Origin of the sequence: Oceanobacillus sp. FSL W7-1281 (assembly GCF_037969835.1) — a bacterium.
In the GTDB taxonomy this organism is placed as follows: domain Bacteria; phylum Bacillota; class Bacilli; order Bacillales; family Amphibacillaceae; genus Oceanobacillus; species Oceanobacillus oncorhynchi.
Map to the genome: position 1 here is coordinate 1,297,041 of NZ_CP150214.1, position 22,744 is coordinate 1,319,784.

General features: G+C 36.7%; 23 protein-coding genes. 21 read left to right on the forward strand and 2 right to left on the reverse strand.

The window, feature by feature from the left end; all coding sequences use genetic code 11:
- Positions 1 to 47: 47 nt before the first annotated feature.
- Positions 48 to 677, reverse strand: coding sequence for a DUF3231 family protein (locus tag MKX55_RS06610; RefSeq protein ID WP_339237011.1), 630 nt, complete (start codon positions 675 to 677; stop codon positions 48 to 50).
- On the reverse strand, positions 638 to 1,066 hold the full coding sequence (locus MKX55_RS06615) for a DUF3231 family protein (protein WP_339237013.1): 429 nt from the start codon (positions 1,064 to 1,066) through the stop codon (positions 638 to 640). Before MKX55_RS06615 ends, MKX55_RS06610 begins: the two co-directional genes overlap by 40 nt.
- A 128-nt stretch (positions 1,067 to 1,194) precedes the next feature.
- Here MKX55_RS06615 and MKX55_RS06620 point away from each other — a divergent pair, with 128 nt between their 5' ends.
- The 21 genes from MKX55_RS06620 (at position 1,195) to MKX55_RS06720 (ending at position 22,737) form a co-directional block, all read left to right on the forward strand.
- Entirely contained in the window at positions 1,195 to 2,733 is a 1,539-nt protein-coding gene (locus tag MKX55_RS06620) for a spore germination protein (RefSeq protein WP_193063065.1), read from the forward strand.
- Complete coding sequence (locus tag MKX55_RS06625; protein ID WP_339183436.1) at positions 2,730 to 3,839, forward strand: endospore germination permease; 1,110 nt, start codon at positions 2,730 to 2,732, stop codon at positions 3,837 to 3,839. Before MKX55_RS06620 ends, MKX55_RS06625 begins: the two co-directional genes overlap by 4 nt.
- Complete coding sequence (locus MKX55_RS06630; protein WP_339237016.1) at positions 3,832 to 4,998, forward strand: Ger(x)C family spore germination protein; 1,167 nt, start codon at positions 3,832 to 3,834, stop codon at positions 4,996 to 4,998. The genes MKX55_RS06625 and MKX55_RS06630 overlap by 8 nt, the downstream gene beginning before the upstream one ends.
- Positions 4,999 to 5,016: 18 nt before the next feature.
- Complete coding sequence (locus tag MKX55_RS06635) at positions 5,017 to 5,160, forward strand: hypothetical protein (protein ID WP_193063071.1); 144 nt, start codon at positions 5,017 to 5,019, stop codon at positions 5,158 to 5,160.
- 106 nt (positions 5,161 to 5,266) lie between these two features.
- Positions 5,267 to 6,694, forward strand: a complete 1,428-nt coding sequence (locus tag MKX55_RS06640; RefSeq protein ID WP_339237018.1) for an FMN-binding glutamate synthase family protein — start codon at positions 5,267 to 5,269, stop codon at positions 6,692 to 6,694.
- A gap of 346 nt (positions 6,695 to 7,040) precedes the next feature.
- The gene (locus MKX55_RS06645; protein ID WP_042532599.1) at positions 7,041 to 7,745 is read left to right on the forward strand and encodes a GntR family transcriptional regulator; all 705 of its coding nucleotides are present in this window, start codon (positions 7,041 to 7,043) and stop codon (positions 7,743 to 7,745) included.
- A 58-nt stretch (positions 7,746 to 7,803) separates the two neighbouring features.
- On the forward strand, positions 7,804 to 8,670 hold the full coding sequence (locus MKX55_RS06650; RefSeq protein WP_339237020.1) for a fumarylacetoacetate hydrolase family protein: 867 nt from the start codon (positions 7,804 to 7,806) through the stop codon (positions 8,668 to 8,670).
- 38 nt (positions 8,671 to 8,708) lie between these two features.
- Entirely contained in the window at positions 8,709 to 9,491 is a 783-nt protein-coding gene (locus tag MKX55_RS06655; RefSeq protein ID WP_339237023.1) for a cupin domain-containing protein, read from the forward strand.
- Positions 9,492 to 9,609: 118 nt separating this feature from the next.
- A complete protein-coding gene (locus MKX55_RS06660) occupies positions 9,610 to 10,566 on the forward strand; it encodes a hydroxymethylglutaryl-CoA lyase (protein ID WP_339237025.1) in 957 nt (318 codons plus the stop codon).
- 67 nt (positions 10,567 to 10,633) lie between these two features.
- Positions 10,634 to 12,205 carry an acyl-CoA carboxylase subunit beta gene (locus MKX55_RS06665; RefSeq protein WP_339237027.1) on the forward strand — a complete coding sequence of 524 codons (1,572 nt, stop codon included), beginning with the start codon at positions 10,634 to 10,636 and terminating at the stop codon, positions 12,203 to 12,205.
- A gap of 38 nt (positions 12,206 to 12,243) precedes the next feature.
- The gene (locus tag MKX55_RS06670) at positions 12,244 to 13,968 is read left to right on the forward strand and encodes a class I adenylate-forming enzyme family protein (protein ID WP_339237029.1); all 1,725 of its coding nucleotides are present in this window, start codon (positions 12,244 to 12,246) and stop codon (positions 13,966 to 13,968) included.
- 129 nt (positions 13,969 to 14,097) lie between these two features.
- A complete protein-coding gene (locus MKX55_RS06675; RefSeq protein ID WP_339237031.1) occupies positions 14,098 to 14,307 on the forward strand; it encodes an acetyl-CoA carboxylase biotin carboxyl carrier protein subunit in 210 nt (69 codons plus the stop codon).
- A gap of 38 nt (positions 14,308 to 14,345) precedes the next feature.
- Positions 14,346 to 15,695, forward strand: a complete 1,350-nt coding sequence (locus tag MKX55_RS06680; RefSeq protein WP_339237034.1) for an acetyl-CoA carboxylase biotin carboxylase subunit — start codon at positions 14,346 to 14,348, stop codon at positions 15,693 to 15,695.
- 77 nt (positions 15,696 to 15,772) lie between these two features.
- On the forward strand, positions 15,773 to 16,555 hold the full coding sequence (locus MKX55_RS06685; protein WP_339237036.1) for an enoyl-CoA hydratase/isomerase family protein: 783 nt from the start codon (positions 15,773 to 15,775) through the stop codon (positions 16,553 to 16,555).
- Between the two features lie 24 nt (positions 16,556 to 16,579).
- Positions 16,580 to 17,032 carry a MaoC/PaaZ C-terminal domain-containing protein gene (locus tag MKX55_RS06690; RefSeq protein WP_339237039.1) on the forward strand — a complete coding sequence of 151 codons (453 nt, stop codon included), beginning with the start codon at positions 16,580 to 16,582 and terminating at the stop codon, positions 17,030 to 17,032.
- 20 nt (positions 17,033 to 17,052) lie between these two features.
- A complete protein-coding gene (gene dctP / locus MKX55_RS06695) occupies positions 17,053 to 18,165 on the forward strand; it encodes a TRAP transporter substrate-binding protein DctP (RefSeq protein ID WP_339237040.1) in 1,113 nt (370 codons plus the stop codon).
- A gap of 120 nt (positions 18,166 to 18,285) precedes the next feature.
- A complete protein-coding gene (locus tag MKX55_RS06700) occupies positions 18,286 to 18,798 on the forward strand; it encodes a TRAP transporter small permease subunit (RefSeq protein WP_339237043.1) in 513 nt (170 codons plus the stop codon).
- Positions 18,798 to 20,117 (forward strand): TRAP transporter large permease subunit, encoded by a 1,320-nt coding sequence (locus MKX55_RS06705; protein WP_339237045.1) that lies wholly within the window; start codon positions 18,798 to 18,800, stop codon positions 20,115 to 20,117. Before MKX55_RS06700 ends, MKX55_RS06705 begins: the two co-directional genes overlap by 1 nt.
- 13 nt (positions 20,118 to 20,130) lie before the next feature.
- A complete protein-coding gene (gene namA / locus MKX55_RS06710; RefSeq protein ID WP_339237047.1) occupies positions 20,131 to 21,225 on the forward strand; it encodes an NADPH dehydrogenase NamA in 1,095 nt (364 codons plus the stop codon).
- A 34-nt stretch (positions 21,226 to 21,259) separates the two neighbouring features.
- Positions 21,260 to 22,006, forward strand: coding sequence for a glucose 1-dehydrogenase (locus MKX55_RS06715; RefSeq protein WP_339237049.1), 747 nt, complete (start codon positions 21,260 to 21,262; stop codon positions 22,004 to 22,006).
- A gap of 47 nt (positions 22,007 to 22,053) precedes the next feature.
- The gene (locus MKX55_RS06720; RefSeq protein ID WP_339237052.1) at positions 22,054 to 22,737 is read left to right on the forward strand and encodes an EthD family reductase; all 684 of its coding nucleotides are present in this window, start codon (positions 22,054 to 22,056) and stop codon (positions 22,735 to 22,737) included.
- The last annotated feature ends 7 nt before the right edge of the window (positions 22,738 to 22,744 follow it).

The window sequence follows — 22,744 nt, forward strand, 5'->3', positions numbered from 1 at the left end:
AGCAAAAGCCGATGTTTTTTCCATATGAATTAAGATGAGAAAAGGTATCAGCTCTTCTCCTTATTCTTCGCCAGTTTTTCTCGATTTCTCGTCCCCGGCGGCTGCTCTAACCAATTGTTATCAATCATGATATCTGCGCCGCTTTTTGCAAGCTTAGCAACTTCCATAGACAGCCGTTCATAATTCGCAGCCAGATCCATTCGCTGACTAGCTGCAGCGGCAGTGGCATAGTTTCCAATCCCGGCAGATATGAGCAAGGACATATGATACATCATTAATTTATCTGAAAAAGTTTGTGTTGTAGAATCACTAACTGCTGTATCAGGTACTTGGGGCGCGCCGATATCATTGGCCATCAAACTATCCACGAATATTTTTATATGTTTTTGTGAAATGTTTTTACATCTGATCATAAAATCCTGTACAACTTTGGAAGGAGAGGTCTGAGCAAACGCAAGGCACAATCTTACCCCCATTTCATTTGTTTGGATGTTCATATAGAGATGAGATATCTCAATGGCATTTAATGGCCGTTTATCACTAAATGGATTGAGTCCGCTAAAATATTTTTTGCTGTCCACATAATCGATTTGCTTTGGAGACTCAATATAGGGGTGTCTCGCATTGATTCCTTTTTTCAGAGCAATTTCCACAGCATGATCATAAAGCGCCGCCATGCCTGAAGCGCTTGTATGGAGTAATCCCGTATTTCTTTTTTTATACTCATCGTGACAAACCCGCTGTAAGTAATCATCCCGATCCTTGCCATATGCGTCACATAGGTTAAACAAAAAACATCGGTGAAAAGCCAGGGAGCTTTCATATTGACGTCTTTCTCCGTAAATCCATTTGGGACTGCAAAATTTTCTTCTTCAAAAATCTGATGCAGCTGGTCTATTTGATTTGTGAAATTGTCATAGGCATGCTGGACAACAGGCTTTATTTCAGGGTCATCCACATGCTTTAACATAAAACTCAAAATGCTTTTTGCCAGCGTATCATTCATATATCCTGTCCATACAGAAGCAATTTCGGCAGCTGTTAAGTGTATATTTTTTTCATCCATTTGGTTTAGTACCCCTTTCACAGGCGATATATAGATTTAGATTTTGCAAATGGATATATTTTATACATAAATGGGGGTCCTATTGGGAAAAAGAAGAGGAGCAACTATTCAGATGACTTGAGGGGATAATGTTGGGCCGATCTTTCTATTGGCAAAATAAAAAGAAAAACACAGAAGAAAATTTCTCTTTGGAAATTGGAACAAATCTGACTGAAAATCTAAGTAATATAAGAAAAATGCTAGAGGATCCAAGTGATTTAGTAATACGTGAATTCACTATTGGCAAGGCAAATCATCGAATCGCAATTGTTTATATCGATGGCATTGTGAATAATATCTACATCCATGACCATATTATGGAGGATTTGAAAAATGCTTCGGACTTGCCTGATGATAAACAGGAGCTTTTTGATGCGGTTGATAAGGAAGTTATTACAGTAACAGGTATCGAACTGGGACATTCATTAGACGATGTATCGAATGCCATTTTAAGCGGAAATACGGTGTTTTATTTAGATGGAGTGGATCAAGTACTTATCATGGATACGGTAGGCGGGGAAAATCGTGCTATCGAGGAGCCCCGGTCGGAATCGCTGATTCGCGGCTCCAAAGAGGGGTTTATCGAAAATATACGAACCAATACCATGATGATTCGTCGATATATTGCGGATCCTAATCTGCGTTTTAGTACCTATAAAGTTGGCAGACGATCCAAGAAAGACCTTGTTGTAGCCTATATGGACGGTATTGTGAATCCAGATATGGTGAACGAAGTAAAACGAAGACTGGAAACGATTGATATTGATGATGCACCGGAAAGCGGCTATATTGAGCAATGGATCGAGGATAGTTTTTTGTCCCCTTTTCCACAGATTTTAAATACGGAAAGACCAGATAAGGCTTCTGAGGCGCTTCTTAAAGGGAAGGTGGTCATTCTCCTTGATCGTACGCCATTTGTATTAATCGCACCGGCGACTTTTGGAAGCTTGCTCCAGTCTCCTGAGGACTATTATTGGCGCTGGTCACTCGGGACGCTGGTTAGACTGCTGCGTTATCTTGGTGCATTTATTTCGGTATTTTTGCCAGCTTTATATATCGCATTGGTTTCCTATCATCCTGGGCTGATTCCATCCGATTTGGCATTTTCCATTGCTGCGAGCAGAGATGAAGTTCCTTTCCCGCCTGTTGTGGAGGCTTTGATTATGACGGCAACGATGGAGTTGCTGCGCGAAGCTGGATTACGGCTGCCGACTGCGATTGGGCAGACCATCGGCATTGTTGGCGGGCTCGTTATTGGAGAGGCAGCAGTTTCCGCTGGGATAGTCAGTCCTGTTATGGTTATTGTCGTTGCACTCAACGCCATTGCATCGTTTGCTTTGCCTTCCTATAGTATTGCCATCACATTTCGAATCCTGCAGTTTGGGTTGATGGCTGCAGCTGCTGTATTCGGACTTTATGGAATCATCCTTTGCTACATCATGATCAATATCCATATTGTGAATTTGATGAGCTTCGGTGTTCCTTATTCTACCCCATTTGCACCAAGCTTTATGAATGATTGGAAGGACCTTGTTTTACGTGCACCGATTGCAATGATGAAAAGACGCCCTGTCTATATGCAGACCAATGATAAAAAGCTCATGAATAAAGGGGAGCGTAAACAGTGAAAAGGTTTAAATATGCAGATGAAAGAATTAGTGAAAGAGATATCATGATTGCTATTCCATCCATTGTTATTGGGGTAGGGATTCTTTCGATGCCAAAACAATTAGCATCTGTAACGATAGGTGCTGATGGATGGATACCCTTGCTCCTTGTCGGACTATTTGCTGTTTTTATGTCTTGGGCAATAGCTAAATTTGCGTCAGGATTTCAAGGGCAAACCTTTCTTACCTATGCTTCCAAAATCGTAACAAAACCAGTAGCGATAGTTTTAAGTCTGATGTTTGCGATTCTCTCCATCTTTGTCACTGCCTATCAAATTCGTAAAATCAGCAATATATCGCAGCAATATTTATTCGACCGTACACCAATCGAAGTTATTGCACTAACCTTTTTGCTGGTAGTTGTTTATGCTGTTTCAGGTTCACGCGCTGGGCTATTTCGAATCAACATGATGTTTATGCCGATTATTCTTTCGATAGCTCTTATCATTGTGGTATTTAATGTTGGCTGGTTGAACGCTGGAAACTTAATGCCTGTATTACAGACCCCCATAACTGGTTATACGCAGGTGATTGCGAATACAGGAGCCATCTCTTATCTCGGATTTGGAATTTTATGGTTTTATCTTTCATTGGTTGATAAACCTAAAAAAGCACCAAAGGCAGCTGCACTTGGTATGTGTATACCTGTTGGATTATATATGATGATTTTTATCATGTGTATTGGCGTGTTTGGGAATGCTGTTACATCTAATTTACTCTATCCGACGATAGAGCTGGCAAAGGTGGTAGAGATACCCGGCGGTTTTTTTGAACGGTTTGAATCTGTTTTCTTTGTAATATGGATCATGGCTATTTTTATTACGGCAACGATGGCTATGGACATTGGGGTTTTTGCATTGAATGCCATTTTCAAAAATGCGGAGAAGCTAAAAATAATTTTTATTTTAACTCCAATCATATATTTTGCCGGGATGTTTCCGCAAGATGTCATGGAAGTGGATTTATTAGGATCAATAATGAGTTGGTTGATGCTTATTTTAAACATCACGGTTCTTATCTTATTAACGGTGGTTGCTAAAATCAGAGGGGTGAAGCGGAATGAATAAAGCATATCTATTCCTTCTAGGTTGTTTTTGTTTGCTGCTTGCCGGATGCTGGGATGAAGTGAATATTGAAGAACGGGGGTTTGTGATAGGTGTTGCACTCGATTTAGCAGAAGAACAATCTGGAGATAAACCAATCATAACAATGACAGATCAGTTTGTTGTTCCTTCAGGATTAGGAACTCCCAGCGAAGGCGGAAACAATGCTGAAACGCCTTATAACAACCTATCCATTAGCGGTCAAAGCTTGTTTAAAATAACTCGGGAAATGGCACTCATTCAGGGCAATCCTCCCTTTTATGAGCATTTAAAATTAATTGTTGTCTCTGAAGAATTAGCAAGGGAACCAGAAATGTTTGCAAATAGCATGGATTTACTTATTCGTGACCCGGAGATGCGAAGAGAAACCAAAGTTATCGTTTCCGACCAAAAGGCGAAAGAGCTACTGGAAATCGAATCGCAAATAGAGCCGCTTCCTGCGATGCATATTGACAGAGTAAATGAAAATATGGATAAATCAGGAGCATTGATTGAGCCGCTTCGAATAGGAAATTTAAATGAATACATGTTAGAAAAAAATAATTATATTATTCCAAGAGTTGTTCCATCAGATGGGAAAATGATGTTTAACGGAGCTGGTGTCTTTGATGGAAAGACGAATCAATTAGTTGATGTTATCAGTGGATTAGAAATTGTTGCCGTCAATTTAATAACAGGAGATTTAAAAGGGGGCTATATTGAATTTGAGAGTAACGATGGAGAAATGGTTTATGAAATTAAACGCGCAAAAAGTAACATAGAAATAAACATTGATGAGGAAGGCAAACTAAATATTGATATAGAAATTGATACAGAGGGTAATATTGCTGAAGTGTTTAGTGATAATTCCTTGTTAAGTAAAGAATACTTCAATGAATTAGATAAACTGATAAGCGAAAGGATGGAGAAAATAACATCCAATGTCATAAAAAAGGCACAAGAAGACATAGGAATGGACTTTTTTGGATTCAGAAAAATGATGGAGGAAAGGCATTATAAAGAGTGGCTGAAAGTAAAGGATAACTGGGATGAAGGCGAAAATATTTTTCAGAATGCATTCATAAATGTAACGGTAGATGCCACTGTCCGGTCAACAGGTACCATGGATCAGACAAGAGATTAAGAAGGGGGTGACGAATTTATGTGGGATCAGCTGACGGGTATATTACCCAATTATTTAATTCTGCTGTGCACTTTATTATCCTTCCTGGTTCCGTATGTTATTTATAAAGTGAATCAAAAGCTGCATGAATACGGTGACCCGCCATGGAAGCATAAACGATAGAGCATGAGCACGTCACATAGGAAGGTAAAGTGTTAGCCGGAAGTGAGAACTGCAAGACAAAGCAACCTGTGATGTAAATTGGAGAAAAAGGAGTGTGTGTACAGAGATGGTGCTCGATATCATTATTCTTATCCTGCTTAGTCTGTTTATCATCATGTGTTTTCTGTTGTTTATCATGAGACGTCATTTGATAAAAAGGATGGTTAATCATTATGGAAAAACCTTAATGGAAGATCGTTATCAGGAGAATTTATTTGAAATGGTAACCGGTTTTAAACATATGGGGATCCAGCGAACCTTTGAGAATAATTTACGGGCGGAATCTGGAGATGTCTTGCACCGTCCGCTTGGTTCTTCCAAAACGTGGCCGGATTTTGAAAAGCTGACATTTATACCGGCTCAAGTAGCCGCGTTCCCAACAGAATATACGGAGCAGGTAGATTTAAAGGTGAAGATAGGTCCGCAGGCCAAGCAGCCGTTGGAATTAGATATCCCCTTAATGGTCAGCGGGATGGCTTACGGGATTGCATTAAGCACGGAAGTAAGGCTGGCGCTGTCTGATGCGGTGAATCAGCTCGGCACCGCACTTAATTCTGGAGAAGGCGGTGTGATGGAGGAAGAAATCGATGGAACAGATAAGTATATCCTGCAGTTTTCCAAGACAAGCTGGTCCAAGGAAGAACAGCTTATCAAGAAAGCATCGATGATTGAAATAAAATTTGGCCAAGGTGCTTTGATGAGCTCCGGTGTTGTGATTCCGGCAGAGGACCTTCAAGGAGATATTCGAAAGGTATTAAACTTAGACGATGGAGAAGAAGCCGTTATCCATAATCATTTTTTTAAGGATCAAACCTTAGAAGATTTTAAAAACCTTGTCCAGGAGTTAAAAGAACTGACTAACGGCGTGCCGATTGGAGCAAAAATTGCTGCCGGCGGAAAAATAGAAGCGGACATTGATGCTTTATTAGAAATTGGCGTGGACTATATAGCTGTGGATGGCGGGCAGGCAGCAACTCACGGAGCGCCGCCAATCTTATCAGAGGATTTTGGGATTCCTACCATTCACGGTCTCCACCGGGCACATCAGCATTTGCAAAAAAAGAAAGTAAGAGATAAGGTCAGTCTGATTATTTCGGGCGGAATGTTTACACCAGGACAATTTTTAAAAGCAATGGCATTAGGAGCAGATGCTATTTATTTAGGGTCGGCAGTCTTATTTACGGTCTCTCATAAGCAGGTGTTAAATGCTGTTCCCTTTGAACCGCCGACACAGGTCGTCTGGTACGATGGCAAATACAAGGATGATTTTAACCGTCAGGAAGGAACGAAATCATTGGTCAATTATATCAATTCTTCCGTTAAAGAAATGGAAGAGGGGATTCGGATGATGGGAAAAAAAGCATTATCCGAATTATCGAAGGATGATCTTGTCGCCTATGATGAGGCTGTTGCCCGGGATTTTGATGTTCCTTATAGTGTTTGTTCGGATGAAGGGGGCTCTGAGAAGAAGGAGGAGCCGATGATTGAGCTTTAGATTTTAAAATTTATACCTATTTCATCTATTTTGTTGTTGTATTCTAAATAAAGTAACCTCTCTCAGATAAATTCTGGGAGAGGTTACTTTATTTAGTGAAAAATTAATAGAATTTATCAAATTATATTTTCTTAGGAAAAAATATATTATATTTTTATATGCTTAACTATTAAAACCTCTTTAGTCCAATTTATTAGTTGGCAATCAAATTAAAATAAATTGTATCGCTGTATTCTAATTTGATTATGAATTTATAAATCATTTAAAATAATTAGAAAATTACATTGACAATATATCATATATGATGTAGGTTATATGATATAGGATGATGAAAGGAGTAGTTGACGTGAGGGGATACCAAACCAAGAAAGATATAATTTACGAAACATTAAAAAAAGAAATATATGAAGGTGAGTATGAATTCGAAGAAAAATTGGTAATTAGTAAGATAGCAAAAAGGTTTGATAGTAGCGAAAGCCCAGTAAGAGAAGCAATGAATAAATTGAATTCTGAAGATTTAATTGAATTCAAACCACATGTAGGAGCAGTTGTTAGCACGTTATCATCAGAAGATATTAAAGATATTTTTGAATTAAGAATAGAATTGGAGGGATTCGCAACTAGGTTAGCAACAAATAATTTAGAGGAAAAAGATTTTGAAGAAATTCGACATATAGTAAAGGAATCATACAGTGCAATAGAAAAACAGGATTATGACTTGTTTGAGAAACTAAATATTGATTTTCATATGAAAATATATAGCAAATGTCAAAACAAATTACTGGTTAAAACAATACAGGATTTGTGGAAAAACACCAATCGCTACCCTTCGCTATTTAAAAAAAATGATGAACATAATAAACTTTCCGTTAAAGAACATGAGGAAATTTATTTAGCTTTACTAGAAGGCGACAGTGTATCTGCTGAAAGAAATATGTTGAAACATAAAGCACGGGCAGGAAAAGAAATTTTAAGACTTACAGAACAAGAATTTTATAAAGATTTAGATTCAGTTAGCTTATCAGAAACACAAAAAATTACAAATATATAAAATTTTAGTAAAATAAATAAATTTAAGCAGTATATACTGGGAGGGTAGTTAAAATTCAATGAAAATTATTTCTTATAGTAATGAGAATCAAATAAGTGTAGGGGTAATTAAAGATAATGCAATAATTGATATTAGTAGTGAGTTTCAAGACGTTTTATCAATTATCAAAGCAGGAAGTGAAGGACTTAATAGAATTAACCAAATTATTCATTCTAATGTTGAAAGTAGAGAAATTCAAAGCGAGCATCTATTGTCTCCAATACCTAAATTGAAGCGAAATATTATGTGCGTTGGATGGAACTACTTTGAACATTTTAACGAAAGAGCACTACAGGATATCGATTTGCCATCGAAGCCGACAATATTTACAAAAGCAACCGGAACTATTGCTGGTCCTTATGAAGGGATCCCTATTCCAGAACATTTTACAAATAAATTTGATTATGAAGCAGAGCTGGCAGTTGTTATTGGACGTGAGGGGAAATTAATTTCTGAAGAAGAAGCGGAAGATTATGTTTTTGGGTATATGTGCGCCAATGATTTATCTGCAAGAGATGTACAACAAGCTCATGGAGGCCAATGGTTTATGGGGAAAAGCATGGACAAGTCCTGCCCGACAGGCCCTTGGATTGTCACAAAAGATGAGATATCAAATGTTCAAAATTTAGATATAACTTGTAAAGTTAACGGAGAAACTGTCCAATCTAGTAATACAAGTTTAATGATGTTTTCAGTGAATAAGATTATCTCTGAAATTTCAAAAGCGATGACTCTTATTCCTGGAGATATTATTTTGACAGGAACACCCCCTGGAATTGGGGCTAAACGTAATCCACCGATATTATTAAAACAAGGAGACGTAGTTGAAATTGAAATAGCTGAAATTGGCAAAATAAAAAATAAGGTTGTTGCTGATTATGTCTAGATTATAATACAAAATATAGACTTTAATGAGGTGAAAATATGTTAGAGAATAAGATAGATAATAGTAAACTTGGTATCACCAAAAAGGATGAATTGCAAGTTTTGGATACTAGCCAAGAGAATATTACTTGGAGAACTGGAGCAGTTGGAGAGAAAATTTGGATGGGAAGTTTGACAGTTGCTCCCAGTGCTGAATCAAATGTACAACATCATGCACAATCAAATACAGTCCATTATGTATTAAATGGACAAGCTTCGTTTTTCTACGGAAAAGGATATAAAAAAGTTATAGAACTAAATGAAGGCGATTTCATTTATATACCATCTTATCAACCATATATGTATCAAAATAATAATGATGCAACCCCGCTTCAAATTATTACCACTATGGCTCCATCTTATCAGTTAGAATATCTGAATAAAGATGACATTGTTATGAATTCAGAAAATGATAATAGTCAAGAAGAAATTTCAGTTGTGAAATCTTCTGATTTAATGGATTCAACAAGCCAAACGAAAAATATGCCAAGAAAAACAGCAGTTCAAGCTCCTAACCTTTGGATTGGTCGCGTAACTGGTGAAACTGCTATGGATTCAGGAACACATCATCATGGAGAAGCAGAAACAGCTGGTTTTATTATTAGTGGTACCACTGAACTTTTATATGGCGAAGGATATGAAGATTATGAAAAATATAACCAAGGAGATTTCCTTAGAGTTCCAGCTTATTTACCGCATATTGAACGTAATCCAAGTAAAACGGAGCCAATTGAATTTTTAACTGCCCGTAATCCTAGGAATGTTGTGGTAAACATAGATTAAAAATTAAATAATAAGTGAAAGAAACAAAACAGCAGTATTTTATTTACATTATTAGTATACTGAATATTTTGTTGAATAATTCAGAAGCAAAGAATAAGGTTCTATAGGAGGGACTAAGTTGGCATTTCCTAAAAAGGTAATAATACGTGAAGTTGGACCAAGGGAAGGAATGCAGATTGAAGAAGCACCTGTATCAACGGAAGATAAAATTCAAATAGTGGATATGATTTCAGAGTGTAATTTTCCAGTTATTGAAGTTACCTCTTTTGTAAGTCCGAAATGGGTCCCTAAAATGGCAGATGCGGAAAAGGTCGCTGCGGGTTTTAAACGATATCCAGGAACTGAGTATCAGTGTGTCTATCTTAACGCAAAAGGAATTGAGAGAGCTCAAGCGACTGGAAAATTTGATTTAGAAGGTGTGCTTCAAATCACAGCGAGTGAAACTTTTTCTGTGAAGAATACAAATTTAACAATCGATGAGACGTTTGCAAAAATGGACGAACGAATTTGTACACTGAACGAATTTAATATTCCGGTTCAAACTATCGCAGTTATGACTGCTTTTGGATGTACGTATGAGGGAGATACCAATCCAGAACTTGTGATCCAATTGATTGAACGCTCGATAGCAAAAGCAAACTCGTTTGGAGAAAATCCTAAACATATTTTGTTGGGAGATACAGTTGGCTGGGCAAACCCGATTTCCACAGAGATGCTTGTTGGGAAAGTGCAGGATAGATGGCCTGAAAAAGACATTATCTTGCACTTGCATGACACTCGTGGAATGGGTATGGCGAACGCTTATGTTGGATTGAAGATGGGGGTTACTCACTATGATTCCTCTGTGGGAGGACTTGGGGGATGTCCGTTTAGTGGGGCTAAAGGAGCTGCTGGAAATATTGCAACAGAAGATTTAGTTCACATGTGTCACGAACTTGGCATTTCAACTGGAATTGATCTTGAAAAGCTATTGAAAGTAACTGAGAAAATTGAAGGAATACTTGGAAGAGAACTTCCGAGTAAAGTATCTAAAGGAAGAAGTTTAAATTCTTATCGACGAATTGCTTCACATTAATTGTAAAATCATGTCTTAATAGTAATTATGTAAGCGGTTTAATTATAAGTGAAGGAAGTGATAGATCATGCAACAGGATGTATTAAATAAAAAGAGCGGCTATGATCAAAAAGTATATGAAAAATTGGATGAGATAAAGACAAAATCGAATCGGCCCTACTATCAAAAGTTGAAAGAGCAAGGAAAGCTATTTGTTAGAGATAAAATTAAATACTTGGTGGATGAAGATAGTATTGAAATTGAAGATGGCGTTTTTGCACGTGAAAATGATGAACAGTTTTTACCTGGAGATGCTGTTGTTACTCTTATTGCTAAAATTAATGGGCGAAAAGTTGCGATTATCGCTAACGATTTGACTGTAAAAGCTGGGACTTGGGGAATTAAAACGATTGAAAAAATAATGCGAATGCAAGAATTGGCTGAAAAACGAATGATTCCATTAATTTACATGATTGATTCTGCTGGAGCGCGTTTAAATGAACAATTTGATACCTTTATAGATCGCCGTCATGCGGGAAAAATTTTTTATAATACAGCTCGTATATCAGGAAAGGTTCCACAAATCTCACTCGTCTTTGGAGCTTCTCCGGCAGGAAGTGCTTATCTTCCGGCTCTATGCGACTTTGTTGTCATGGTAGATAAAAATGCTAGTGTCTATCTTGGCTCGCCTCGAATGGCAGAAATGGCAACTGGAGAAAAAGTATCCATGGAAGAAATGGGCGGAGCAAGAATGCATAATCAAATTAGTGGTCTTGGAGATATGTTAGTGAAAACTGAACAGGAAGCATTAGATGCCACTAAACGATATATGGAATTTATGCCACAAAATTGGAAAGAGACTGTTCCGCTTTCAGAGTCTATAGATCCATTGCCTGGAAAAGATATTGAGGAGATTGTACCAGCTAACCAACGTGTTCCAATGGATATGTATGCTGTAATTGATCGAATTGTGGATGCTGATTCTTTCTTCGAATTTAAACAACTATATGCGAAAGAGTTGATTACAGGATTTTGTAGGATTGGTGGAAGAGCAGTTGGAATTGTGGCAAATCAATCCAAAGTAAAAGGAGGAGTACTGTTTCCTGAATCTGCTGAAAAAGCAGCGCATTTCGTATCATTATGTGATGCATATAATGTTCCATTGCTATTTTTAGTAGATTTACCTGGTTTTATGGTTGGAAGTAAAGTTGAAAAAGAAGCGATTATCCGCAGGGGAGCAAGAATGTTATCTACAGTAGCAAACGCTACCGTGCCTAGGATTTCAGTTATTGTGAGGAAAGCCTATGGTGCTGGATACGTGGTAATGTCAGGTGCATCTATGCAACCTGATGCATGTATTGCACTTCCACAGGCGCAGCCGGCTGTTATGGGCCCTGAGGCAGCAGTTAACGCAATGTACTTTAATAAAATCCAATCTATAGAAGACCCGGAAGAGCGACAAAAATTTATTATTGAGCAACGAGAAAAATACAATAAAGATATTAATGTATGGAGTCCAGCATCACAATTGTTTATAGATGATGTAGTACCTGGAGACAGACTTCGAAATGATTTGATAAATCGTTTCGAATTATATTCGGAAAACAGAGATATTTTGGAAGGGATTGCTGATAAGAAAACAGTAGTCAGAAGAGGTTAAGTATTATTTTTAATAGCTAAAGGAGGTTTAGGCTAAAAGTGGTTTCTCTTAAAAGTCGAAGAAAAACATTTGAAATAAAAAGTAAAGAATGGAGTCCTGAACCTGTTCATGAACTTTTCTTTCGAATGGCTAATCAATATAAAAGTAGTGAATTCATCATTTGTGAAGAAAAATCTTGGTCTTATTCAGATGTGGAAGATTTCAGTAAGCGATTTGGTGCTGGGTTAATCGACTTAGGGTTGAAAAAACATGATCATGTAGCTTTAATTTTTCCAAACTATGCAGAATTTATTTTTACAAAATTTGGAGCGTCTGCAGCTGGGGGAATCACGGTTCCGATAAATTATAGATTAAAAAAAGAGGAATTCGCATATTTAATCAATCAATCTGATTCTTCATTTATCGTTACCGTAGATGAATGGAATGGTATCAATTATGTTTCTATGCTAAAACAATTATGTCCAGAAGTCTTTAAAGAGGAGCAGTCAGAACGATTTCCCAAGTTGAAAGAAATTATCGTTTTCTCCCCAAAAGGAAAAAAATATCCTGCTACAACCGATTTTTATGATCTGATTTTTTCTTCCGAAAGAGGTCAGGCGGAAAAGGCTATTAGTAATATATCAAAGGCTCAGGTAACAGATGTAACAGATATTATGTATACGTCTGGAACCACTTCCATGCCAAAAGGCGTGTTAGTTACACATGATATGATTTGGCGCAGTGCACTTGGCAGCTGCTTAAACCGTGGTTATCAAGAAGGAAGAAGAATTTTCATCCCAATTCCGTTTTATCATTGTTTTGGGTTTATTGAAGGAATTATTGCAGGAAGTATGGTAGGGGGAAGTTTAATACTTCAAATCAATTTCAATGGAGCAGAAGCACTGGATTTAATGGAGCGGCATGAAGCGACAGACATCTTATGTGTGCCAACGATTGGTTTAAAACTGGTGGAAGCTCAGCAACAGCTACCTCGTGATTTATCAAAATTACAATCCATGTACTGTGCAGGTGCTGAAGTGTCTCAACAAATGTGGCAGGATATTAAGAACCAATTGAAAATTAAAGAATTAAACACAGGCTACGGCATGACAGAGTGTGCAGCGGGAGTGCTACAAACTGATCCAGATGATGATATCACCTATCTTTCTAAATATGTTGGGCGCATTATCCCTGGCGGACATGTGGGGCTTGAAGAATTAAAAGGAAAAAATATTTCATTCAAAATCAGGGACTTGGAAACTGGAGAAAGCCTTTCTCCTGGACAAGCTGGGGAATTGGTTTGCAAAGGACCTTTAGTTACAAGTGGATATTACAACAAAGAAAAAGAAACTGCTGAAACCATTGATCAAGAAGGCTGGTTAAAAACAGGTGACTTAGCGGTAATAGATGAAAATGGTTATATTTCTTTAACGGGAAGAATTAAAGAAATATATCGAATGGGGGCAGAAAATGTGTCACCTAAAGAGATTGAAGATGTATTAACTGGCCATGAATTAATTAACCAGGCGTATGTGGTTGGTGTTCCTGATCCAGTAATGGGTGAAGTAGGATTGGCTTGGGTTGTGCTTGAACAAGACGCGTCCTTAAGTGAAAATGAAATATTTATATATATTTCTGAATGTTTAGCCAAATATAAAATTCCCAAATATATAAAAATTGTTGAAAAAAATGAGCTTCCAATGACACCAGTAGGAAAAGTGTTAAAAAGAGAGTTAAAAGAGTGGTTTATTAGTGAGCAGCAGAAAGTAGAATCTCATTTCTAATATTTTTAAAATGTGATTCTGTTGCAGTACAAATTTATAGTGTTCCAAGTATAAGAAAATATCATATTTATAAGTGTTGAAAGAAGAGTTCGTTTACTATAAATTAAAATATTTAACGAGGTGAAAGTGATGAATATAATCGCTAGCATGGCAGGAAATGTATGGAAAATAACGGTGGCAGAAGGAGATAAAGTTAGTGCTGGACAAGATGTTGTTATTTTGGAATCGATGAAAATGGAAATTCCTATTTCAGCAGATTCAGAAGGGGAAGTAGAAGAAATTATTGTTAGTGAAGGTGACTTTGTAAGCGATGGAGATGTAATTTTAAAGTTGAAATAATAGATTACGATAATTTTTAATATAGAAAGGTGATTATTTTGTTCAAGAAAATTTTAATTGCTAATAGAGGAGAAATTGCAGCACGAGTAATTCGTTCTTGTCACTCAATGGGAATCGAAGCAATAGCAATTTACTCAGAAGCAGATGAAAATTCTCCGCATGTTAGAATGGCGGACGATGCTTATTTAGTTGGTGGACCACGTGTGAATGAAAGCTACTTAAATGTAGATAAAATTATTGAAATAGCGCTAGAAGCAAATGTAGATGCAATTCATCCGGGTTACGGGTTATTATCTGAAAATGCTGGATTTGCAACAGCATGTCATAATAACGGAATTGTTTTTATAGGACCAACTCCTGAAGTAATTGAGAAAATGGGAAGTAAAATTGAGGCCAGAAAAGCAATGGAAGCAGCCGATGTTCCAATTGTTCCGGGCGATAATACACCTTTATTAAATGTAGAAGAAGCTGAAATTGCAGCAAAACAAATTGGATATCCAATTATGCTGAAAGCATCTGCTGGAGGTGGAGGAATTGGAATGCAAATGGTTCATAATCAGGATGAATTGAAAAAAGCATTTAGTGGAAATCAAAAACGAGCAACTGACTTTTTTAGTAATGGTGCTATGTTTTTAGAAAAACTGGTTGAAAACCCGAGACATATTGAGATTCAAATTCTAGCAGATAAAGAGGGGAATACAATTTTCCTTGGAGAAAGAGAATGCTCAATCCAAAGGCGTCATCAAAAAGTAGTAGAAGAGGCACCCTCACCTTTTTTAGATGAAAAAACAAGAAGAAAAATGGGGGAGGATGCAGTTCAAGCTGCTAAAGCTATTGGATATAGAAATGCAGGAACAGTTGAGTTTATTATGGACGAAAATAAAAACTATTACTTTTTGGAAATGAATACAAGATTACAAGTGGAACATCCAATTACTGAAGAAATTACTGGAGTAGATTTAGTAGAGCAGCAAATCAAAATTGCTAATGGGAATTTACTTACCATAGAGCAATCAGACATTCAATTAAACGGTCATGCAATTGAAGTTCGAATTTATGCAGAAGATCCTGAAACATTTTTCCCTTCTCCAGGAAAAATCACAAAATTTAATATTTTAACTGGAGAGAATATTCGTCACGAGTTAGCGATTGAGGAAGGGACAACTGTCACACCATTTTACGACCCAATGATTGGAAAATTGATTGTAAAAGGAAATAGTCGTGATGAAGCAATTAAGAATTTAGTAAACGCTCTAGAAAAATATGAAATAGAAGGTATCAAATCAAATATTCCCGTGTTAATAAAAATTGTTACTCACCCTGAATTTAAAAATGGAAATACGACAACCAATTTCATTAATGAATATTTATTTCAAACGAAAGTTTAGGTGACAACATTTAGATCATTGTTGGAATAATTTTATTCCTACAATGAAAACAGTTCAGTGTAAAGGGTGGTATTGAAATGAATAAACAAGAAATCGTAGTAGAAAAACGTAAAGGAGTAGCTACTTTATTATTAAATCGTCCTAACGTTCATAATGCGCTTTCAGGTGAAATGATGAAGAAGTTTAAACAAGCCTGTGAAGAGTTATCAAATGATTCTGAAATAAAAGTTGTCGTGTTGAAAGGAGCAGGTGAGAAGTCATTTTGTTCAGGGGCAGATCTTGGAGGAATGAGTGAAGATAACAATATAATCAATTTCAAAAAACATGTTACTAAGTATAGGGAGTGTTTATTAGCTTTACGCAAAATGAAAAAACCTATAATCGGTGCCGTAAACGGATATGCTTTAGCTGGTGGTTTGGGATTGGCTGTTTCATGTGACCTAGTTTATGCAAAAGAGTCTGCTCAGTTTGGTGCTCCAGAAATTAACGTAGGTTTGTGGGGGATGATGATCAGTTCTGCCTTGGTAAATAGTATTGGACAGAAAAAGACTTTTGAACTGATGTACACCGGTGATCGTATAAATGCAGAAAAGGCTAAGGAAATAGGATTAATAAATGAGGTTTTTTCAGGAGAAGAATTTGAAGAAAAGGTATATGAGATGGCAGAGAAATTAAGTACAAAAAATCCTGTAGCACTTTCTCTGGGCAGAGAAAGCATGTATATGATTCAAAATATGGATTATGAAAGCTCTTTAACATATTTAAGGGATCAGGTAGTTGTGTTGAGTAGAACAGAAGATTACAACGAAGGAATGTCAGCGTTTAAAGAAAAGAGAAATCCGGTTTGGACAGGACGATAATGAATAATAGGAAGGGTGAGCTCAATGACGATGTACTTTGATGACTTTGCAATTGGAGATGAAATGATATCTCCTCGACGTACAATTACTGAGTCCGATGTTGTACAATTTACAGGCCTGTCAGGCGATTTTAATGCATTGCATATCGATGAAGAGTTTGCTAAAACAACACCATATAAGACTAGAGTAGCGCATGGGCTATTATCTGTTTCTGTTGTTACTGGGCTACAAGCTATGATGGGGCATGTGAATGATTCTACTCTTGGTTTGCTGGAAATTAATTGGCGATTCAAAAAAGGAGTTACCCCAGGGGATACAATTCATGCAAAATTTGTTGTAAAAGAAATGAAGGAAACTTCAAAAAAAGACAGTGGCGTACTAACTCGAAGTGTCTATGTCTACAACCAGCGGGAAGAAATTGTTTCGGAAGGAATAATTATTTTACTGATGCAAAAAAAGGCTTCTTCTTTTCAATAAAATTAAGGGCGGGATAAAGAATGAGTAAAAAAATATTGTCTCTATCTGTTGTATTAATGATTTTTAGTTTCATGTTGTCTGGTTGTTTAAATGAAGATTCTTCTGCTTCAACAGAAAATTCCAGTGGAGAAACATTCAGTTGGAGAATGTCAAGTACGTATCCTTCTGGTTCAATCCAATTTGAACGAGATAAAAGATTTGCAGAACTTGTGAACGAGCTTAGTAATGGACAATTAGATATTACCTTACATCAAGAGGGCGAATTAACAGCCAGTGATCAGTTGTTAGATACGGTAAGCAACGGGACAATTGAAGCAGGAGGAGATTGGCCTGGTTCATGGTCTGGGCTTAATTCAGCGTTTAGCTTATTAGGTACAAGTGCAGCTGGAATGAGTGTTTTTGATTATGCGATGTGGATTCAATCAGATGAAGGAATGGAAATCTATAATGAAATTTATGGTCAGCAAAATCTTGTCTATTTCCCGTATAATATTCCAGCTACTGAATCTGGTATTCGATCCACCGAACCGATTGAAAGTCTGGAAGATTTAAATGGTTTGAATATTCGTTTTGTAGGAACTGTACAATCCAGATTAATGCAAGAATTTGGAGGGAATCCTGTCAATTTGCCAGCAGGAGAATTATATGAATCGATACAAAGAGGAGTAATTGATGCAGTTGAATTTAGTGGGCCATCTGGAGATAAAGCACTGAATCTTGATGAAGTAACAAACTATGTTGCAACACCTTCTTGGCATCAAACTGCTTCTGTAACAGGGGTAATGATTAATAAAGATGTTTGGGAGTCTTTACCTGAAGATTTACAATTAGTCGTTGAAACGGCAGCAAAAACAACAATGTTGGAAACAACATTTGATGAGCTTTATCAAGACGCGCTCGTTACAAGAGAAATGGTAGAATCAGGTTCGGTTACAGTTACTGAGTTTCCAGAAGAGGATGTGGAAACGATTACCGAAACAATAATTAAAATACAAGATGAATTGGCAGAAGAAAACTCGGATTTTGCAATGGTCTTAGAAAGTCAAAAAGAATTTATGAAAACGTTTTCTGGGTATCGGGATATCATGGGACCTTGGGGATTTGGAACAAATGCAGAGACATTATTAGATTAAAATTTTCTGATTATTTTAGAAGAAATTCCTCTAATTTAGGTAGTAGGGGGCAGATAAATCGCCTCCTTCAACTCCAGTGAAGTTATTATATCCTGAAGAAAATGGAAGGAGTAAGTTAATATGCGTGTAGTTCATAAAGTTATCAAAGGTATTGACACGATAAATTTATGGGTAGGAAGAATAGGATCCTGGTCTATTCTCGTGTTGACCTTGCTTATTGTATTTGAAGTAATTAGTCGAAGGGTCTTTAACTCTCCTACCATATGGACTTATGAAGTAATTACTATGGTATTTGGTTTTCATTTTATGATTGTCGCAGCCTACGCTTTACTTTACAAAAGTTTAGTTTCCGTTGATTTGTTATATAATCGTCTATCAGAAAAAAAGCAGGCAATCATGGATTTAATTACTTATTTTATTTTGTTTTTTCCATTTATTATCTTTGTTTTCTATATAAGTTTCGGAAATGCTGTTGATTCGTGGATCATAAAAGAGACCTCCTCATCTTTATTTGGAGCACCAGTGTACTTAACCTATACTATAGTACCGATTGCATTTGGGCTATTGGTGTTGCAAGGTATATCTGAAGTATTAAAAAGAATCGTTATATTAGCGAAGGGGGAAAGTCTCTAATGGCGGAAATCCTGGCTATATTACTGTTTGTTGGTTTAATTCTAGGGCTTATGACAGGGCATCCTATCGCTTTTGTATTGGGAGGGCTTGCTCTCATATTTGGGTTAATTGGTTGGGGCCCGCAATCTGTAAGTATTTTTGTTAATGGTATATACGACATAATGAATAATTACACTTTAGTTGCGATTCCTTTATTCACGTTTATGGCAAATTTGTTGGCTGGATCTAAGATTGCGGAAGGGCTATTTGAGTCGTTGCGGTACTTATTAGGAGGGCTGCGAGGAGGAGTAGCATTAGCTATCGTTGTTGTCTCAACTGTATTTGCAGCAACAACTGGTGTTGTTGGTGCGTCCGTTTTAACGATGGGGGTTTTAGGAATCCCTGTTTTATTAAAGTATGGATATAACAAAAGTTTATCAGCAGGTGTTGTTGCTGCAGGGGGAACATTAGGTATACTAATACCTCCAAGTATTATGTTAATTGTAATGGGGGCTCAAGCTCAAGTATCAGTTGGGGACCTGTTCAAATCAACCATTGTTCCGGGCCTGCTTTTAGCATTTTTCTATGCTGTATATGTCCTGTTCATATGTTGGAAAAATCCAGATTATGGACCAGCTTTAACAGTGGAAGAAGCAGCGGCTATGCCGATTAGAAAACGAATTACAGGAAGTTTAGTTAATCTGGTGCCTCCTTTAATCTTAATTTTGGCAGTGTTGGGTACGATATACACAGGGATAGCTACGCCAACAGAGGCTTCTGGCGTAGGCGCATTTGTGGCATTTTTAATGACTATATTTTATCGAAAGTTTAGTTTGAAGATGCTTACGGAAGCAATGTATGACACAGCTAAGACAACGGCAATGGTTTTAATTATTATGATTGGTGCTACAGCTTTTGCATCCATGTTCTTAAGTTTAAATGGGGCGGGGGTAATACAAGGATTCGTTGATACATTAGGACTGAATCATTGGGGAATCTTTATATTTATGATGGTTCTTGTCTTTATTTTAGGTATGTTTCTTGATTGGGTTGGAATTATAATGATTATTTTTCCGATATTTATGCCTTTGATTCAAATGTATGATTTCAATATGATTTGGGTAGTCACCTGTATTGCAGTACTTTTACAAACTTCATTTCTTACACCTCCATTTGGGCATGCGCTTTTTTACACGCAAGGAGTTGTAAAAGGACAAATAACAACAGCAGAAATTTATCGTGGGGTTGTTCCATTTATTCTTATTATCATTTTTGTTCTTATTCTAACATTGATATTCCCGCAATTAGTTTTATGGTTACCAAGTATTTTTAGTAATTAATGAAAGGTTGTGAATGAAAATGAGTAAATTATTCTCAACGTACAAGTTGAAAGGAATTACTTTAAAAAACAGAATTGTCATGTCTCCAATGTGTATGTATTCATCAAAAGAAAAAGACGGTAAGGTAAACGAATTTCATAGATTTCATTATACAAGCCGAGCTATGGGGCAGGCGGGATTGATTATTCTGGAATCAACAGCTATCAATCCACAAGGGAGAATTTCTGAATTAGATTTGGGAATCTGGAAGGATGATCATATAGCAGGTCTTACAACAATCGTGGATGCTGTTCACAAATTTAATTCTAAAATAGGAATTCAACTTGCACATGCTGGCAGAAAAGCTGACGTGGAAGGTCCTATATTTGCTCCTTCTTCGATTCCGTATAAAGATACAATGAAAACACCTGAAGAAATGAGTAATGAAGATATCAAGACTACTATAGAAGAATTTAAAGAAGGAGCAAAGAGGTCTAAAGAGGCAGGTTTCGATGTTATTGAACTCCATGGTGCACATGGGTATTTAATCAATGCGTTTTTATCACCGTTATCTAATAAAAGAACCGATGAATATGGAGGAACTAGAGAGAATCGTTATCGTTTTTTAAGAGAGATTTTAGATGAAATAATAACCGTATGGAGTGGTCCTTTATTTGTAAGAATATCTGCATCTGAATATCATCCGGAAGGAAACAAGATGGATGATTTCATTTATTTTGCCAAACAAATGAAGGAACAAGGTGTTGATTTAATAGATTGTAGTTCTGGAGCAGTGGTCCCAGCCAAAATCGAGGTGTTTCCAGGTTATCAAGTTCCTCTTGCAGAGAAAATTAAAGAACTAGCTAAAATAGACACTGGAGCTGTTGGGTTAATTACCTATGCCAGTCAAGCTGAAGAAATATTAAAAAACCAGAGAGCAGATTTAGTATTTCTGGCAAGAGAATTATTACGCGATCCTTATTGGCCGCTAAGAGCTGCAATCGAATTAGGAGAATCTATCGAAGGACCGAAAAGCTATGAAAAAGCGTGGAGTGAGGTATTGCCTAAAGGACTTAACAGAGTTTCTGAAAAATGGTACCCAGGAAAAGAATCATTAATTCAGCGTTAATTATAAAAGATTAAAGATTAATGGAGGATTTAAAGTGAAGAGACTAGAAGACAAAGCAGCTATTATTACAGGCGCCGCTAGCGGTCAAGGAAGAGCAGAAGCTTTATTATTTTCTAAACAAGGAGCGAAAGTTGTTATAACGGATATAAATGAAGAAGGTTTGTATGAAACAGAAAAAGCTATAATAAATCAAGGTGGAGAAGTAGTTTCTATCAAACATAATATTTCTTCAGAAGAAGAATGGGAGAATGTTGTATCTATTACAAAAGAAAGATTAGGAAAATTAAATGTGCTTATAAATAATGCTGGTATATTATCAAGAGAAGGGTTAGAGTCGACCTCACTTGAAGATTTTAATCATATTCAAAGTATAAACACGCAAGGGACCTTTCTAGGTATGAAGCATGCTGCACCCTTAATTAAAAAATCAGGCGGAGGATCAATTATAAATATTTCTTCAATTTACGGTCTCGTAGGTAGTGGAGGCTCTATTTCTTATCATGCTTCAAAAGGGGCAATAAGATTAATGAGTAAATCAGCTGCTGTACAATTGAGCAAAGACTACATTAGAGTTAATTCGATTCATCCAGGTGTTATAGAAACTCCAATGTCAAGTTCTATAGCAACAAGCGAGGGGCATCCTCTTGAAAGTAAATTTCCTTGGCCAGAACTAGGCAAACCAGAAGATATTGCTTACGGTGCTCTTTATCTTGCGTCGGATGAATCTAAATTTGTGACAGGAAGTGAATTAGTAATTGACGGAGGCTATACTGCGCAATAGAGAAATAAGATGAATAATTTTAATGAAAACAGGAAGGTGAAAAGCTAATGGTTGTTAGAATGGGGATATTACAAAAACAGAAAAATATAACGATTGAAGAATTTCACAATTATTGGGTAGAGAAACACGGTCCAATTGCTTCCCAAATTCCGAGGCTACGTAAATATCATCAAAATCATGTGATTAGTTCTGAACAATTAGGTATAGATTATACACGAGGATCGCAAGCGGTAGATGGTTTTTCTCAGCTCTGGTTTGATAACTTAGATTCAATGAAACACAGTTTTAATTCAGATATTACTAAGATGCTTTCAAAAGATGAAGAGCAATTTATTGGAAATATGCAATTAATTATCGTAGAACAAAATGTAGTAATTCCAGTTTCTAATGATGAATCTCTTTTAAAACGGATGTCACTGCTTAAGCGCCGCCCAGATGTGGATATAGAGGTTTTTAAACGTGAATGGGCAGAAGTGCATGCAGAACTTTTAAAAGCTATGCCTAATGTAAAAGGTTATACACAAAATTTAGTGATCGATCGTAAGATTCACAGAACTCCAGCTGCATATGAAGATGTACCAATTGATGGTATTGTTGAACTTTGGTTTGAGGATACAAACAGTTTGAAGGCTGCTTTTGCTTCAGAAGCAGGCAAAAAGGCAATGGAACATGCAAAAACATTTATTGAAGAAATTACTACCTTTATTGTAGACACACATGAGATTGTTTGACGTTATA